This window comes from Micromonospora sp. CNZ286 (genome assembly GCF_014207755.1).
In genome coordinates this window covers 6931638-6946918 of the sequence record NZ_JACHIZ010000001.1, presented here as the reverse complement: position 1 = coordinate 6946918, position 15281 = coordinate 6931638, and the positions used below count along the sequence as shown (strand labels likewise).

17 protein-coding genes are annotated in these 15281 nt (G+C 72.3%); 8 read left to right on the top strand and 9 right to left on the bottom strand.

Annotated features, from left to right (window positions below):
* Nucleotides 1-10: 10 nt before the first annotated feature.
* From deoD to FHX31_RS31295, 3 genes are all read left to right on the top strand, one after another.
* Nucleotides 11-718 carry a purine-nucleoside phosphorylase gene (deoD, locus tag FHX31_RS31305; protein WP_013289061.1) on the top strand — a complete coding sequence of 236 codons (708 nt, stop codon included), beginning with the start codon at nucleotides 11-13 and terminating at the stop codon, nucleotides 716-718.
* A 112-nt stretch (nucleotides 719-830) separates the two neighbouring features.
* Nucleotides 831-1469 carry a TetR/AcrR family transcriptional regulator gene (locus FHX31_RS31300; RefSeq protein WP_013289062.1) on the top strand — a complete coding sequence of 213 codons (639 nt, stop codon included), beginning with the start codon at nucleotides 831-833 and terminating at the stop codon, nucleotides 1467-1469.
* A complete protein-coding gene (locus FHX31_RS31295) occupies nucleotides 1466-1933 on the top strand; it encodes an acyl-CoA thioesterase (RefSeq protein ID WP_013289063.1) in 468 nt (155 codons plus the stop codon). The genes FHX31_RS31300 and FHX31_RS31295 overlap by 4 nt, the downstream gene beginning before the upstream one ends.
* 12 nt (nucleotides 1934-1945) lie before the next feature.
* Here the strand turns inward: FHX31_RS31295 and FHX31_RS31290 are convergent, their stop codons facing one another.
* From FHX31_RS31290 to FHX31_RS31275, 4 genes are all read right to left on the bottom strand, one after another.
* Nucleotides 1946-2413, bottom strand: a complete 468-nt coding sequence (locus FHX31_RS31290; RefSeq protein WP_338105229.1) for a nucleoside deaminase — start codon at nucleotides 2411-2413, stop codon at nucleotides 1946-1948.
* A 148-nt stretch (nucleotides 2414-2561) separates the two neighbouring features.
* The gene (locus FHX31_RS31285) at nucleotides 2562-3086 is read right to left on the bottom strand and encodes a tRNA adenosine deaminase-associated protein (RefSeq protein WP_013474946.1); all 525 of its coding nucleotides are present in this window, start codon (nucleotides 3084-3086) and stop codon (nucleotides 2562-2564) included.
* A 122-nt stretch (nucleotides 3087-3208) separates the two neighbouring features.
* On the bottom strand, nucleotides 3209-3379 hold the full coding sequence (locus tag FHX31_RS31280) for a hypothetical protein (RefSeq protein ID WP_018786529.1): 171 nt from the start codon (nucleotides 3377-3379) through the stop codon (nucleotides 3209-3211).
* 72 nt (nucleotides 3380-3451) lie between these two features.
* Nucleotides 3452-3748, bottom strand: a complete 297-nt coding sequence (locus tag FHX31_RS31275; RefSeq protein ID WP_013289066.1) for a hypothetical protein — start codon at nucleotides 3746-3748, stop codon at nucleotides 3452-3454.
* Between the two features lie 171 nt (nucleotides 3749-3919).
* Between FHX31_RS31275 and FHX31_RS31270 the strand changes: the two genes are divergently transcribed.
* Both FHX31_RS31270 and FHX31_RS31265 read left to right on the top strand, forming a co-directional pair.
* Entirely contained in the window at nucleotides 3920-4660 is a 741-nt protein-coding gene (locus FHX31_RS31270; protein ID WP_091330612.1) for a M23 family metallopeptidase, read from the top strand.
* Nucleotides 4661-4717: 57 nt separating this feature from the next.
* Nucleotides 4718-5788: a PHP domain-containing protein gene (locus FHX31_RS31265; protein WP_184977651.1), complete on the top strand. Its 1071-nt coding sequence runs from the start codon at nucleotides 4718-4720 to the stop codon at nucleotides 5786-5788.
* 3 nt (nucleotides 5789-5791) lie between these two features.
* Here FHX31_RS31265 and FHX31_RS31260 read toward each other — a convergent pair whose 3' ends face one another.
* A complete protein-coding gene (locus FHX31_RS31260) occupies nucleotides 5792-6766 on the bottom strand; it encodes a DMT family transporter (RefSeq protein ID WP_184977650.1) in 975 nt (324 codons plus the stop codon).
* Nucleotides 6767-6839: 73 nt separating this feature from the next.
* Here FHX31_RS31260 and FHX31_RS31255 point away from each other — a divergent pair, with 73 nt between their 5' ends.
* Entirely contained in the window at nucleotides 6840-8510 is a 1671-nt protein-coding gene (locus FHX31_RS31255) for a DUF885 domain-containing protein (protein WP_091330610.1), read from the top strand.
* Nucleotides 8511-8555: 45 nt separating this feature from the next.
* On the opposite strand, the gene FHX31_RS31250 is transcribed toward FHX31_RS31255, so the two are convergent.
* The 3 genes from FHX31_RS31250 to pgfA form a co-directional block, all read right to left on the bottom strand.
* A complete protein-coding gene (locus FHX31_RS31250; RefSeq protein WP_123110636.1) occupies nucleotides 8556-10121 on the bottom strand; it encodes a DUF6114 domain-containing protein in 1566 nt (521 codons plus the stop codon).
* A 77-nt stretch (nucleotides 10122-10198) separates the two neighbouring features.
* Nucleotides 10199-10822 carry a DUF6230 family protein gene (locus tag FHX31_RS31245; protein ID WP_013289072.1) on the bottom strand — a complete coding sequence of 208 codons (624 nt, stop codon included), beginning with the start codon at nucleotides 10820-10822 and terminating at the stop codon, nucleotides 10199-10201.
* Between the two features lie 393 nt (nucleotides 10823-11215).
* Nucleotides 11216-12373: a cell envelope lipid trafficking protein PgfA gene (gene pgfA / locus FHX31_RS31240; RefSeq protein WP_013289073.1), complete on the bottom strand. Its 1158-nt coding sequence runs from the start codon at nucleotides 12371-12373 to the stop codon at nucleotides 11216-11218.
* A 113-nt stretch (nucleotides 12374-12486) separates the two neighbouring features.
* On the opposite strand from pgfA, the gene FHX31_RS31235 reads away from it, so the two are divergent.
* Together FHX31_RS31235 and FHX31_RS31230 are read left to right on the top strand one after the other, a co-directional pair.
* Nucleotides 12487-13737, top strand: coding sequence for an acyltransferase family protein (locus FHX31_RS31235; RefSeq protein ID WP_091330609.1), 1251 nt, complete (start codon nucleotides 12487-12489; stop codon nucleotides 13735-13737).
* 151 nt (nucleotides 13738-13888) lie between these two features.
* Nucleotides 13889-15067 carry a glycosyltransferase family 4 protein gene (locus FHX31_RS31230; RefSeq protein ID WP_085983664.1) on the top strand — a complete coding sequence of 393 codons (1179 nt, stop codon included), beginning with the start codon at nucleotides 13889-13891 and terminating at the stop codon, nucleotides 15065-15067.
* Here FHX31_RS31230 and FHX31_RS31225 read toward each other — a convergent pair.
* Entirely contained in the window at nucleotides 15052-15246 is a 195-nt protein-coding gene (locus FHX31_RS31225; protein ID WP_013289076.1) for a hypothetical protein, read from the bottom strand. The two genes, FHX31_RS31230 and FHX31_RS31225, sit on opposite strands and share 16 nt — an antisense overlap.
* Between the last annotated feature and the right edge of the window lie 35 nt (nucleotides 15247-15281).

The window sequence follows — 15281 nt, the reverse complement described above, 5'->3', positions numbered from 1 at the left end:
GATCTTTGCCATGAGTACGCACATCGGCGCTGAGCCGGGAGAGATCGCCGAGCGGGTCCTGATGCCGGGCGACCCGCTGCGGGCCAAGTGGATCGCGGAGACCTACCTGGAGGGGGCCCGCTGCTACACGACGGTGCGCGGCATGCTGGGCTTCACCGGCCGGTGGAACGGTGTCGACGTGTCCGTCCAGGGCTCCGGCATGGGCATGCCGTCCGCCTCGATCTACGCCCACGAGCTGGTAAACGAGTACGGCGTGAAGTCGCTGATCCGGGTCGGCTCCTGCGGTGCCCTGACCGAGGATCTGCAACTGCGGGACGTGGTGGCGGCGATCGGCTCGTCCACCGACTCGAACATGAACCGGATGCGCTTCGACGGGCTGATCGACTACGCCCCGGTGGCCGACTTCGGGCTGCTGCGTACCTCGGTCGAGGTGGCCGAGCGGCGCGGCATCAGCATGCGGGTGGGGCCGATCCTGGCGGCGGACGCCTTCTACACGGACCGGCCCGACCTGTACGACAGGCTGGCCGACTACGGCGTGCTGGCGGTGGAGATGGAGTCGGCGGCGCTCTACACGATCGCGGCGCGCTTCAAGGCCCGCGCGCTGACCATCCTGACCGTCAGCGATCACATCAAGACCGGCGAGAAGACCACGTCGCAGGAGCGTGAGCAGACGTTCGGCCAGATGGTCGAGATCGCGCTGGACACCATCATCGCCTGACCTGATCGATCCAGGGCCGCCCCGTCACCGCTCGGTGGCGGGGCGGCTGCGCGTTACCCGGGTCACAAAAATAAATACGACCGGTCGTGCTTGTTTCCCCTAGGCTGATCGCATGACCTCCGACGGCCGCGTCGCCCGCGGCGACCGCACCCGCACCGCGGTGCTGGACACCGCCGTGGCGCTGGCGACCGAGGTCGGCCTGCACGGCCTGTCCCTGGCCCAGCTCGCCGACCGGCTGGAGGTGAGCAAGTCCGGCCTCTTCGCGCACTGGCGCTCCAAGGAGGCACTACAACTCGCCACAGTCGACCGGGCCGTGGCGCAGTGGCAGGAGCGGATCGTCGCCCCCGCTCTGAGCGCGCCACGAGGCGTACGCCGGCTGCGCGCGCTGCACGAGGCCCGGATCGACTTCTACGCCGCCCGGGTGCTGCCCGGCGGCTGCTTCTTCGCCAACACCGAGTTCGAGTACAACGCCCGTCCCGGCCCGGTCCGGGACCGGCTCGCCGAGGCGTTCGCCAGGTGGACCGCACTGCTGGAGCGCCTCGTGCAGGAGGCGGTCGACCTCGGCGAACTCCCCGCCGACCTGGACGTGCCGCTGCTCGCGTACGAGATCGACGCGCTGGGGATCAGCGCGGTGATGCGGTCCCGGCTGCTCGACCCGGACGCCACCTACCGGCACGCCCGCCAGGGCCTGCTGACCCGGCTGCGGGCGCTCTGCCCGGATCCGACCCTGCTACCGGAAGGCCAGTCATGAGCCACGCCACCGCTGACCGGCAGGTCGCCGAGTTCGGGCACGTCGAGCACGTGCCGGTGCACTTCGACGACCTCGACGCCATGGGCATCCTGCACAACGCCCGCTACGCCGTGCTGCTGGAACGCGCCCTGACGCCCTACTGGGCCGAGCGCGGCGTCGCCTTCCGGGGCGACGTGCACGCCACCCCCGACGTGTTCCACGCGGTCCGTGAGTTCACCATCACCTACCAGGCGCCGGTCGTCGGCGTCGGCACGGTGGCTGTGCACTTCTGGCTCGAACACTTCGGCACCAGCAGCGCCCGCTACGCCTTCGAGTTCCGCTCGGTGGACGGCGCGACCGTGCACGCCACCGGCACCCGGTCGATCGTCCGGCTGGACCCGGCCACGCTGCGCCCGACCGCCTGGACCGAGGTCGGCCGAGCGGTCGCCGCGACGCTGCTGCGCCCCGCCCCGGCCGACGCCTGAGACCGGAAATCCTCAGCGGAAGAAGGCGCGCAGCACCGCCGCGCTCTCGCGCTCCAGCACGCCGCCGTACACCTCGGGGCGGTGCGTGACGCGGCGGTCGCGCAGCACGTCCCAGAGCGACCCGACCGCGCCCGTCTTGGGTTCCCAGGCGCCGAACACCACTGTCGAGACGCGGGCCAGCGCGATCGCCCCGGCGCACATGGTGCACGGTTCCAGCGTCACCACGAGCGTGCAGTCGTCCAGCCGCCAGCGGCCCAGCCGCTGCGCGGCCCGGCGCAACGCCAGCACCTCGGCGTGCGCGGTCGGGTCGCCGGTCAGCTCCCGCTCGTTGCGTCCGATCGCCAGCTCGGCGCCGTCGGGTCCGTAGAGCACCGCGCCGACCGGCACGTCGTCGGCGTCGGGGGTCGCATCGTCCGGGCCGGTCACCGCGACCTCCAGGGCCCGGCGCATCCACAGCTCGTGCCGCTGCCGGCGGCCGATCGCGCCCGGGTCGGCGAGCGCCTCGTCGGCGCCCGGACCGACGCGCCCGGCCCGGCCGGGGGTGGGCTGCCCCGGGCGTACGGTCTCCAGCGCCGGATCTGTCGCGTCGGCCGGTTCGGCGGCGCCGGGCGTCAGGGACTCCCCGGGCTCAGACCTCACGCAGCTCCTCGACCTCGTCCGCGCAGCCGAGCACCTGGCAGATCTCGGCTGTCACGTCGGCCGGCATGGAGCCCTCGTGCGCGCAGAGCGCCAGCAGCTTCTGCGCCGGGATGCCCAGGTCGGCGAGGAGGTCGGCGTCACCGACCGGGTCGGCCTCCGGGTCGACAGCGGGTTGCTCGGTGTCGTCGTCGCCGCCGGAGGCGCGCGGCTCGTCGACCTCCTCCAGCCCGGTCACCGAGGTCTTCAGGTCGCCGACGAGCAGCGCGCCCAGCCGGGACTCCTCCGCGTACGCCGAGTCCGAGCCGAAGACCCGCAGGTCCTCCCCCTCGTCCAGGCGCAGGATGACCAGGTACGTGTCGTCGGCCTCGACGAACAGCAGCGAGAGGTCGGCGTCCGGCTCGACGTCGCGCAGCCGGTCGGCGACCTCCTCGATGTCGGTGACGCCCCGCAGGCTCACCTCACCGGCGGTCCAGCCGCCGTCGACGCGCGCCACGGCAGCAGCGAAGTACGACACGGTCCCCCCAAATCAGCCTCGGCAGCACGCCGACACGTCACGCGATGCACGTTAACCGGTCGGGTCGGCAGGCGAGCGGTCAACGCCCCGTATGGGCCGGCCGTTCCTGAAGAGAAAGCCGATCAGCCGACGACGCGCCGGCGGGTGGCGATGAGTTGGCGCAGCCGCTCGGTGCGGGCCCGCTGCGGCCGCTGGCGCTGCTGTACCGCACGGGCACCGGCCAACTCGGCGAGGAGTTGCAGGCGTCGGCGGCTCCGATCGGGGTCGAGCCGCGGCGGTGTGGTCCAGGCCATACCGCGAGCGTGGACCGTCCTCAGGCGTACGTCAAGGTGGCCTTCGCTACGCAGCGAAACCGGCACCGAAGGTCACCAGAGCGGCCAGTCCCCGGTCTGCGCCCACCGCATCGCGACTATCGCTGCGGCGATGCTCCAGCCACCCGCGGTGACGATCGCCACGCCCGTCGCCACCCCCCGGTCGCCGTGGCGGACCAGCACCGCGGCGGCCAGCCAGGCCAGGCCGCCAGCCAGCAGCGTCCACCAGGCGTAACCGGCGACGCCGCCGCCGACCAGCCCGAACAACAGCAACCAGGCGAACGCGACCAGCGCACCGACAGCGACGCCGGCGCCGGTGATCGGGTACGGCTCGCGGTAGCTGGGCCGCATCGACGTGCTCGACGGGAACAGCCCCGAGGGCGTACGCGGTGGCGGGAACGCCCCCGGACCGGTCCCCTCGGGTCCGCCGTGCCACCCGTGCGTCACCGCCGCCCCCTTTCCCGGACCGTCCGTCCCGCTTCAGCTTTCGTCCCTACGGTAGTGGTCTGTCAGGATGACCGGATGCGCTCGCCATCGATCGGACGCCGCACGCGACCGGCGTACCCGGTCCTGCTGCTCGTCGCGGCGCTCGCCGCCGGGTGCGGCGCCCCTACCGGGCGCGCCGACAGGTGGCAGGAACCGAGTCCGATCGCGACGGCGGCGCAGCCCGCCGACCCCGCCCCGCCGGTCGCCTCCTCGTCCGCCACGCCGTCGCCGGCGCGCACCGACGTGAAGCGGGTCTTCCCGGTGCGGGCCGGCAACGTCGACTACCACCCGACGCACGGCGGCTACCCCGGCACCGACGTGTTCGCCGACTGCGGCGAACCGGTGGTGGCGGTCACCGACGGCGTGGTGCTGGAGGTGAGCCGCGTCGACCGGTTCGACAAGCGCGGGCCGCTGGGCCCGAACAACGGCGGGCTCTCCGTCTCGCTGCTCGGCGACGACGGGGTGCGCTACTACGGCTCGCACCTGAGCGCGATCACCGCGGGTGTCGACGCCGGGGTACGGGTGCGTGCCGGGCAGCAGCTCGGCGAGGTGGGCCGTACGGGCAACGCCAACAACGTCTGCCACCTGCACTTCGGGCTCTCCCCGAAGTGCACGGGCGCGGACGACTGGTGGATCCGCCGGGGCGTGGTCTGGCCGGCGCCGTACCTGAACTCGTGGCGCAAGGGCGGCAACCGCTCGCCGGTCGCCGAGGTCACCGCCTGGCAGCGCAAGCACGGCTGCCCGGCCTCGCCCGGCCGGTCCACCCGCAGCGGCTGACCGACTCGCGGTTGCGGGGCCACGCGGCGGACGGCGTATGCGCGTAGGTTCCAGGACATGAGTGCCCGGGATCCCCTCGCCGACCTGCGCCGGATCGCGTTCCTGCTGGAACGGGCGAACGAGGCCACGTACCGGGTCCGGGCGTTCCGGTCGGCGGCGAAGACGCTCGGCGCGCTGCCCGCCGCCGAGGTGGCCGAGCGGGCCCGCACCGGCAAGCTGACCGAGCTGTCCGGCGTCGGTGACGTCACCGCCCGCTGCGTGGCCGAGTCGCTGGCCGGCGAGGAACCGGTCTACCTGCGCCGCCTGCTGGCGACCGAGGGCACCGACCTGGACGAGGCGGCGGCAAAGCTGCGGGACGCGCTGCGCGGCGACTGCCACACCCACTCGGACTGGTCCGACGGCGGCTCACCGATCGAGGAGATGGCGCTGGCGGCGGTCGAGCTGGGCCACGAGTACATGGTGCTCACCGACCACTCGCCGCGGCTGACTGTGGCCCGGGGCCTGACCGCGGAGCGGCTGCGCAAGCAGCTCGACCACGTCGCCGCCGTCAACGAGGCGCTGCCGAAGGGCTTCCGCCTCCTCACCGGCATCGAGGTGGACATCCTCGCCGACGGCTCGCTCGACCAGGACGAGGACCTGCTGGCGCGCCTCGACGTGGTGGTCGGTTCGGTGCACAGCGGCCTCAACGACGACCGGGCGAAGATGACCCGCCGGATGCTGACCGCGATCGCGAACCCGCACCTGGACATCCTCGGCCACTGCACCGGCCGGATGGTCTCCTCCCGGCCCGCCGGGGTGACCGGGCCGGGTGACCGGGGGCACCGGGCGCGTACCCGTAAGGAGAGCGAGTTCGACGCGGACGCCGTCTTCGCCGCCTGTGCCGAGCACGACGTGGCCGTCGAGATCAACTCCCGGCCGGAGCGGCAGGACCCGCCGAAGCGGCTGATCCGCCTCGCGCTGGAGGCCGGGTGCCGGTTCGCCATCGACACCGACGCGCACGCGCCGGGCCAGCTCGACTGGCAGCGCTTCGGCTGCGAGCGGGCCGCGCTGTGCGGCGTACCGGCGAAGCGGGTGGTGAACACCTGGACGGCCGACCGCCTGGTGAAGTGGACGGCCGGCCGTAGCTGAACGTCAGCCCCGGGTGGCCGGCTCGACGGCGCGGACTGCGGGCGCCACCGCCTCCGGGCGTGGGCGACGCCGCCCGAACAGGCCCTGGGCGACCGCCACGCCGACGAGCACCACGAACGCGCCGACCGGCTGGTGCCAGTTCATCCGCTCGCCGAGCACCACCGCGCCGACGAGCACCGCGAACACCGGGATCAGGTACGTCACGGTGGACGCCGTGCTCGCCCCGGCCAGCCGGATGTTGCGCATGTTGATCACGAAGGCGAGCCCGGTGCCGAGCGCGCCGAGCGCCAGCACGCTCGCGATCACGCGCGGGGAGAGGCCGGTCGGCGACGGCGGCGTGCCGACGAACGGCGCGACGAGCGCGAGCTGCGCGGTCGCCACCAGCAGCTGGGCGGCCGACAGCGACAGCCCGGAGTACGCGCTGCCCGCGACGAACTTCTTCTGGTACGGGATCGCCAGCCCGTAGCAGGCCGCCGCGCCGAAGCACATGAGCTGGCCGACGAAGTGGGCGCCGCCCACGCCCTCCCAGACGCCGAGCACCACGAGCACGCCGGCGAAGCCCAGCCCCAGCCCGACCGCACGCCGGACGGTCAGCCGCTCGGTGCGGAACACCAGCACCGCCAGCGGCAGCACGATCAGCGGCGTGGTGGCGTTCCAGATGCCCGCGAGCATCGACTCGACCCGCTGCTCGCCGTAGCCGAACAGCGTGAACGGCACCGCGACGCCGAACGCGGCCACCACGAGCATGTGCGCCCAGACCCGGGGGTCGCGGGGTAGCCGGTCGCGCAGCACGGCAAGCACCACGAGCAGCGTCAGCGCACCGGTGGCCACCCGGTAGAGGGTGAGGTGCACGGGGTGCAGCTCGGTGACACCGACCTTGATGAACAGGAAGCTGGAACCCCAGATGGCGGCGAGCGCGACGAACCCGGGCAGCCAGCTCCGCGCCGGCGCGCGGTCAGGAGTGATCTCGACGTTCACCCCTGACACTCTGCCGCAGAGGTACGACGAAGTCGCGCGGTATTCCGGATGCGGGGTCACGTAGGGTCGCCTCGTGGGACGAATCGATGACCTCGCCAACCGGTACGTGGCCGAGTGGGCCCCGCTGAGCCCGACCGGCGCCACCTACGTCGGCATCGCCGGCTACGACGACCAGCTCGACGACCTGTCGCCCGAGGGTTACGCGGCGCGCGCCGACCTGGCCCGCCGCACGCTCGGCGAACTCGACGTGACCGAGGCGGAGACCGAGGCGGAGCGGACCGCCCAGGAGGCCATGCAGGAGCGCCTCGGCCTGGAGCTGGCCCGCTACGACGCAGGCGAGACCGGCAGCGAGGTCAACGTGATCGCGAGCGGGCTGCACGAGATCCGGATGGTCTTCGACCTCATGCCGACCGACGGCGAACAGGCCCGGGCGAACGTGGCCGCACGGCTCAACCGCTTCGCGTCCGCGCTGGACGGCTACAAGCGCACGCTGCGCGAGGCCGCCGCGGCGGGACGGGTCAGCTCGCGGGTGCAGCTCGTCGAGGTCGCCAAGCAGTGCGACGTCTGGGTCGACCCGGAGGGCGACAACTTCTTCCACGGGCTGGTCGAGCGGATCGACGCGGACGGCGCGCTCGGCGCGGAGCTGCGCAAGGGCGCCGCCGCAGCGACCGCCGCCACCGCCGAGTTCGGGCAGTTCCTGCGCACCGAGCTGGCGCCGGTGGGCCGGGAGAAGCAGGCCGCCGGGCGGGAGCGCTACGAGCTGGCCTCGCAGTACTTCCTCGGCGCGAAGGTCGATCTGGACGAGACGTACGCCTGGGGTTTCGCCGAGCTGGCCCGGCTGGAGGCCGAGATGCGCGCGGTGGCCGCGCGGATCGCCGGGCGCGGCGCCTCGGTCGACGACGCGGTACGCGCGCTCGACGCCGACCCGGCGCGGACGGTACGCGGCAAGGAGGCGTTCCGGGACTGGATGCAGGCGCTCGCCGACAGGGCGATCACCGAGCTGAACGGCACCCACTTCGACATCCCCGAGCAGGTGCGCCGGATCGAGTGCTGCCTCGCGCCGACGAGCGACGGCGCCATCTACTACACCGGCCCGAGCGAGGACTTCTCCCGGCCGGGACGGATGTGGTGGGCGGTGCCGCAGGGCATCACCGACTTCTCCACCTGGCGGGAGGTGACCACCGTCTACCACGAGGGCGTGCCGGGTCACCACCTCCAGGTCGCCCAGACCGCCGTCCGGGCCGACCTGCTCAACCGCTGGCAGCGGCTGCTGTGCTGGGTCTCCGGGCACGGTGAGGGCTGGGCGCTCTACTCCGAGCGGCTGATGGACGAGCTGGGCTACCTCGACGACCCGGGTGACCGGCTCGGCATGCTCGACGGGCAGGCGCTGCGCGCGGCCCGGGTCATCGTGGACATCGGCATGCACCTGGAGCTGGAGATCCCGAAGGACAACCCGTTCGGCTTCCACCCGGGCGAGCGGTGGACGCCGGAGCTGGGCTGGGAGTTCATGCGGGCGCACTGCCGGGTGCCGGACGAGAACCTGCGCTTCGAGCTGAACCGCTACCTGGGCTGGCCCGGTCAGGCCCCGTCGTACAAGGTGGGCGAGCGGATCTGGTTGCAGGCCCGCGAGGACGCGAAGGCCCGCAAGGGCGCCGACTTCGACCTCAAGGAGTTCCACCGCCAGGCGCTCGACCTGGGCTCGCTGGGGCTGGACCCGCTGCGCAAGGCGCTGGCCCGGCTCTGAGCCGGTTGCGGGTGCCGACGGGGAGTCCCGCCGGCACCCGCCGGGTCAGGCGCCGAGCGTCAGCCGCAACGTCGGCCGGCCGGTGAGCGTGTTGCTGGTGACGTACGCCAGGTCGATGACCGGGTCGGTGAACGTCACCGGGATGGGGAGCGTGACCGGCAGGCCGTCCGGGAACGGCAGGTCCGGCGTCAGCGTCAGCTTGATACCGGCGAGCTTGCCGACGAACCGGGTGCAGTAGAACGCGACGTCGTCGCGGACCGTGAGGCGGTCGGTCGCGTACCGCTGGGTGCGGCCCCTGGGACCGTCGGCGACCAGCAGGAAGTCGTCGGTCACCGCCTCCTTCATGCTGAACTTCAGCACCTTGAGCGCACCCTGCTCGGTCTGGAGGTCGGTGATCCCCTCGAACCGCAGCCCGGTCATGGTCACCTTGGAGCCGGTGAGCTTCGACGGCGTCTGGCCCACCTTCGGCAGGCTCGGGTCGGCGGCGATACGCGGCAGGGGCTTGCCGGGTTCCACTTTGCCGGGCTTCGCCGGGTCCACCTTGCCGGGCTTGCCCGGCGCCGGGCACTCGGTCGATCCGGGCCGGGTCGCCGGCTTGCTCGTCGGGGCCGCCGATCCGCTCGCGGTCGGTGTGGGCGACGGCGTCTCGCTCTTCTTGCTGCTGCCCTTGAACAGGTCACCGATCCCCTCGAAGAAGTCGGTGATGATGTTGCCCTCCCGTGTCGGGCTCGCGCTCGGCGACGGGGTGGGCGTCGCCGTGGGCGCGCTCGCGCCGGGCGTCGGCGTGGCGGGCTTCGACGGGCAGGCGCTGGCGGCGGGTTTGCTCGGGGCGGCGGCCTGCACCGCTCGGGGCTGTACGGCGAGGCCGGCGGTGGCGAGGCCGAGCACCACGAGGACGATGCCGAAGGCGCGCGGGTCCGCCGAACGCCCCGCCCACTCCGGCGGGCCGCCGTCGGATCCGGCCGCCTGCCCGTTCACCGACTGCCGAGGGACCGGCCGCTCCCCGCCCGGCCGCTCGGCAGTCGGCTGCTCGACGGCCGGCCGTACGCCGGCCGGCACCTCGACGGTCGGCCGCTCGTCCGCGGGCTGCGTGTCCTCGGGCCGCGTGTCCACGGGCTGTGCGTCCTCGGCGGTGCCGGGCTCGGCGTCCGCAGCGGTGCCGGGTTCGGCGTCCGCCTCGGCGTCGCGCTCGTCGGCGGCCGCACCGGCGGGACCGGCCGGAGGGGTCGGCACCCAGGCGAACGCGAGCGCGCTGCCCACGATGCCGAGCAGCAGGCCGACGAAGAAGCCGCCGAGGTTGAGCCCGATCAGGGAGTAGACGGTCGTGATCGCCGCGACGATCGAGTAGAACAGCCGCTGCGGCGGGCTGAGCCAGAGCAGCACCCCGCAGGTCACGAGGATGCCCGGGATCAGCAGCGAGAGCAGGCCGGTGGCGCCGCTGCTGAAGCTCAGGCCGTTGAGGGTCAACCGGGTGGAGGCGAGCATCTCCACCCCGGCCAGGATGATGAACAGGCCGCCCCAGAACGGCCGGCTCCGCTGCCAGCGGCGGAAGGTACGCCATGCCCGGGCCGCGGTGCCGAGCCGGGCGTGGGACGGGTCGACGGTTGTCACGTACTCCTCCTGGCGGAGCGGGGACGGGATCGATCGGGCGGGCCCGCGGTGGTCGGCCACCGCGGGCCGTGCTCAGCTCAGAAGCACTCCTTGCCCTTGGCGTCGTCGCCCACGTTGACCTTGAGGCGGAGCCCGACCAGGTTGAACGTCGAGGAAGTGGTGTAGCGGGAGACCTGCTTCAGGTCACGGATGGTGACCCGGTCGGAGTTCTGGCCGAACGAGCCGCGCTGCGCCGTCGGGTTGAGGTCGCTGGCGTCGCGTCCGATCTTGATGTTGGTGAAGGTCGCGTTGCCCTCGAGCGAGTCCATCGCGATCACGAGGTCCTTGGCCCGGGCGGGGTCCTTGCCCTCACCGGCGTTGATGGTGAGCACCACCGGCAGGCCGGGCAGGTCGGCGCGGACGGACTGGCAGAGCTTGTACAGCTCGGCGCTGCTGATCTCGGCCATCGCGACCGGGCGGGTCGCGCCGGCCTTCCCGTCCTCGCCCTTCTCGCGGACGATGCCGCCGTACTGCTTGAAGCCCTCACCCTCCAGGCGGTCGGCGCCGATCTTGAACGTCTGCCCGGACACGGTGATGTCGGAGGCGATGGCGCCGGTCGACATGCCGAACAGGATGGCACCGGCGGCGGCCGTGGTGGGCACGATCATGGCGGCGAACCGCCGCCACCGGGTACGACCCTGGTTGTCGAGCCGATTCTGCACGGGGTTCCTCCTCGAACGAATGTGCGCGGCGGCCGGTGGGGAACCGGTGGCCCGCGCCGGGCCCGTCCTCTGTTACCGACGGGTAACGATCGAGCCTGATCGTGCACCCGATGCGGTGCAGCTCACAACCCCCTGATTACCCGGCGGTAACACCGGGTTGAGACAGAGAGGTGACCAGGCGTCACGAAATCCCTGCCCAGGCAGGGCGTGGAGGGCGAAATGTCGCGGCAAACCGGGCATAGATGACGGTGAGCGCGACGGAAAGTCACCGGACATCTCGCCGTTACAATCGAGTAACGAATGTAAAGTAGGTTCGCCCGCATGGGAGATCTTGACGACGGAGGGGTGGGCCGCATCGCGGCCCACCCCTCCGTCGTGCTTCCGGCGTACCGGTCAGCGGCGCTCCACCTCACCGGCGCCCGAACGCTGGGCCGGCACCGACGGATCGTCGGACCGCCAGTTCGTCGACGCCGGCGGGATCTCGTCGTCGAGCGGGCCACCCACGGGCTCCTGGTCCACGCGGGTAGGCGTCGGGTCGGAGGTCGGCGCGTCCGCGCGGTGCCGGGCGCTGCCGTCACCCTTGGGCCGGGTCACCAGCCACACGCCCGCGATCAGGGCGATCAGGCCGAGCACGCCGGCGATGATCGGACCCCAGACACTGATCAGGCCGATCTTGAAACGGTTGTCCTTCACCGTCTCGACGCTGCGGCTGATCGTGGCGTCGTTGTAGTTGAAGTCCGCGTCCAGCAGCACGGTCGGGGCGCCGGTGTCCGGGCGCAGCTCCTTGTACTGCTGCTCGCGGACCTTGACGTAGGCGCCGGTCACCGGGTCGACCCAGAGCGTACGGGTGTTGCTGTAGACGACCTGGCCGCTGGTCGCGCCGGGCGCGAACTTGCCCAGCAGCGTCTTGACGCTGTCCTCCGGGGTGTTCAGCGGCTCGTTCTCGATCCGCTGCTCGAAGCGGTACGTCTCGACGCCCTTGATCTTCTCCGTGCCGGTGAACCGCGCCGGGGCCGTCTTCTTCAGGTCACGGTCGAACACCTGGTAGTCACGCTTGCCGGTGCCGAACGGGAACTTGTAGATCTGGCCCGAGTAGCGCACGTTGCCGACCGGGGTCTGCTGCGCGCCGGACTCGTTGAGCCACTGCTCGTCCCACGGCGCCGCCGCGCCGGAGATCCGGTACAGCGCCAGCTCGGTGCTGTACTGGCTGATCACATCCTGGTTGTCGCCGCGCTTGACCGTCTGGAAGACGTTCCAGATGACCGCGTCGCCCTTCAGCTCCTTGGGCAAGCGGTCCTTCGTGTCCTCCGGCTGCGGGATGACCTCGACGCTGGACACGAGGTCGGCCTGCGGCACGTCGATGCTCACGCCGCCGGCTTCGGACTTGATCTGTAGGAACTTCGCGCCCTTCGCCTCCGCGACGGACGTCGTTGGTTCCAGGTCATAGGGCAGCTTGGTCACGGCGGGGGCCACGTAGAACGGCAGCCCGGCCGCGAAGACCAGCAACAAGACACCTAGCCCGAAGAGCGCGGCGCCCACGCGAAGCTTCACTCATCCTCCTGTAACCTGCCGCCCTACGGTCTGTCGTCCGGGGCACCCGATCCTTAGCATTGGCGGGAGGTTACTCCCCAGTCACCTGCAAAAGCGACCCCCTGGATGTCCAGATGTCCACAGCCACCACGCCAACAATCCCGGAGCCACCGGTAACGGGCCGTCTTCCCGCCCTCGACGCGCTGCGAGCGATAGGCGCGGTGGCGGTCGTCGGTCACCACGTCGGCTTCCAGACCGCCGTCACCATGAACACCACGTGGGGCGGCTGGTTGGCGCGCCTGGACGTGGGCGTGGCGATCTTCTTCGTGCTCTCCGGCTTCCTGCTGTTCCGCCCCTGGGCGCTCACCGTCGCCACCGGACGCCCACGGCCCCGCGCCAAGCGGTACTTCTGGCGCCGGGCGCTGCGGATCCTGCCCGCGTACTGGCTGGCGGTGGTGGTCTGTTTCGTCGTCCTGCCCGGCAACCACCCGGTGTCGGCCGGTGACTGGCTGCGCCACCTCACGCTCACCCAGATCTACGGCCCGGGCCAGCTCCGCCACGGGCTCAGCCAGACCTGGAGCCTCGCCACCGAGGTCGTCTTCTACCTGCTCCTGCCGCTGCTCGCGGTGCTCGCCGTGGGCCGGACCTGGCGTCCCGTCCGCACCGTCCTGCTCGCCTCCTCCGGCGCGCTGCTGACCGTCGCGTGGATCGCCATGATGGGCGCCGGCTGGCTCGACGGCGCGCTGCACACCATGTGGTTCCCCTCGTACGGCGCCTGGTTCGGCGGTGGCATGGCGCTGGCCGCGGCGCACGTGGCCCTGCGGACCGGCACCGCGCCGGCCGCCTTCCGCGTGCTCGACGACCTCGCCTCGGCGCCGCTCGCCTGCTGGGGTGCCGCGGTCGCGGTGATGGCGATCGCGACGACGCCGATCGCCGGCCCGCGCGACCTGACCAGCCCGACCGCCGTCGAGTTCGGCACCAAGATGGCGCTCTACCTCCTGATCGCCGTCCTGATCACGATCCCGGTGGCGTTCGGCGGTCCGACCCGGGCGAAGGAGGTCTTCAGCACCGGGTCGGCGCGGTGGATGGGCCACGTGTCGTACGGGCTGTTCCTGTGGCACCCGCTGGTCATCGAGCTGATCTACCTGCTCGAGGACCGGCCGCTGTTCACCGGCGAGTTCGTCAACGTCTTCGCCCTGACCATGGTCTTCGGACTGATGTACGCCGCGGCCAGCTACTACGGCGTCGAGCGCCCTCTCCAGACGCTCGGCACGCAGAGCCGCCGCCGGCCGACCGGGCGCGGACCGGCGGCGGGGGCACCGGCCGTCCCGGCCACCACGCCGGACGTCCCGGCCACCACGCCGGACGTCGCGGCACCCGCCTAGCGGTCACCAGCCGAACACCGAGCGTCATCCGACGACGCCCGGCGGCTCAACGCCGCCGCTCGGGGCATTGCCGGGCGCAGGCCCAGCCCTTAATGTGACGCGCACCGCTAAATTACTTGAGAGTAGGGTTCGCGTGGAGCGTCGCTTCGGCATGCCCGGACACGTGCTGTTCCTCAACTGGCGAGACACTCGCAACCCCGAGGGCGGCGGTTCCGAGGTGTACGTGGAACGGATCGCCGCCGAGCTGGTGGCGCGCGGATTCCGCGCCACCCTGTTCTGTGCCGCGCACCGCGAGGCTCCCGCCGACGAGGTCAACGACGAGGGCATCCGGTTCGTCCGTCGCGGCGGCCGGCACACCGTCTACCTCTGGGCCGCGCTCTGCTACCTGGCCGGGGCGTTCGGCCTCGGCCCGCTCGCCGCGCGCCGGGGCGGCCGGCCGGACATCCTCGTCGACGTCTGCAACGGCCTGCCGTTCCTCTCCCCGCTCTGGGCCCGGCGTCCGGTGGTCAAGCTGATCCACCACGTGCACCGCGAGCAGTGGCCGGTGGTCCTGCCGCAGTGGGCCGCCCGGTTCGGCTGGTGGGTCGAGTCGTCGCTGGCGGTACGTGTCTACCGGCGCTGCCGGTACGTCACCGTGTCCGAGGCGACCCGGCGCGAACTCGCCACCCTCGGCGTACCGCCGGAGCAGGTCTCGGTGGTCTACAACGGCACGCCGGAGCTGCCCCGCACCGACGCCGGGCGCGCACCGTTCCCGCTGCTCGTGACGCTGAACCGGCTGGTGCCGCACAAGCGGGTGGAGGTGGCGCTGCGGGCGGTCGCGGCGCTCGCCGACGAGCTGCCCCAGCTCCGGCTGGTGGTGGCCGGTCAGGGCTGGTGGGAGTCGCACCTGCGCGAGGTCGCCGACGAGCTGGACATCACCGACCGGGTCGACTTCCGGGGCTTCGTGACGGAGGAGGAGAAGGCCGCGCTGCTCGCCTCGGCCTGGGTCGCCCTGACGCCGTCGCTCAAGGAGGGCTGGGGGCTGACGATCGTGGAGGCCGGCGCGGCGGGCACGCCGACAGTGGCGTTCCGGGAGGCGGGCGGCGTCGCGGAGGCGGTGGTCGACGGGCGCACCGGCCTGCTGGCCGACGACATCGACGACTACCTGGCGAAGGTGCGCGCGCTGCTGCACGACGACGAGATGCGTCAGGAGATGGGCGCTCAGGCCCGGCGGCACGCGGCGAACTTCACCTGGCCGGTGGCGGGGGAACGCTTCGCGACCCTGCTGGAGACCGCGGACTCGCCCCGCCGGGTGCAGCGGCGGGGCGACCCGTCCTACCTGTTGCCGTAGACCTCGGGGGCGTACGGGTCCTGCTTCCCGGCCCGCTTGGCCGCCTCCGAGGCGTTACGCGCCTCGGTTGCGGCCTCCTCCGCCGTGGCGGTCGCGGCGGCGGAGAGCCCGCCGAGGGCCAGGACCCCGAGCAACGCCGCCACCAGGCCGGACACGACAAGGGTTAGAGCTCTACGCATGCCATTCCTCCAGTGGTGAGACGTGCGAGCGGACG

Bases quoted from the DNA above. Each gene is read 5' to 3' on its own strand.
- deoD (WP_013289061.1), top strand. From the start codon at position 11: ATGAGTACGCACATCGGCGCTGAGCCGGGAGAGATCGCCGAGCGGGTC.
- FHX31_RS31300 (WP_013289062.1), top strand. From the start codon at position 831: ATGACCTCCGACGGCCGCGTCGCCCGCGGCGACCGCACCCGCACCGCG.
- FHX31_RS31295 (WP_013289063.1), top strand. From the start codon at position 1,466: ATGAGCCACGCCACCGCTGACCGGCAGGTCGCCGAGTTCGGGCACGTC.
- FHX31_RS31280 (WP_018786529.1), bottom strand. From the start codon at position 3,379: ATGGCCTGGACCACACCGCCGCGGCTCGACCCCGATCGGAGCCGCCGA.
- FHX31_RS31275 (WP_013289066.1), bottom strand. From the start codon at position 3,748: ATGCGGCCCAGCTACCGCGAGCCGTACCCGATCACCGGCGCCGGCGTC.
- FHX31_RS31270 (WP_091330612.1), top strand. From the start codon at position 3,920: ATGCGCTCGCCATCGATCGGACGCCGCACGCGACCGGCGTACCCGGTC.
- FHX31_RS31265 (WP_184977651.1), top strand. From the start codon at position 4,718: ATGAGTGCCCGGGATCCCCTCGCCGACCTGCGCCGGATCGCGTTCCTG.
- FHX31_RS31235 (WP_091330609.1), top strand. From the start codon at position 12,487: ATGTCCACAGCCACCACGCCAACAATCCCGGAGCCACCGGTAACGGGC.
- FHX31_RS31230 (WP_085983664.1), top strand. From the start codon at position 13,889: ATGCCCGGACACGTGCTGTTCCTCAACTGGCGAGACACTCGCAACCCC.
- FHX31_RS31225 (WP_013289076.1), bottom strand. From the start codon at position 15,246: ATGCGTAGAGCTCTAACCCTTGTCGTGTCCGGCCTGGTGGCGGCGTTG.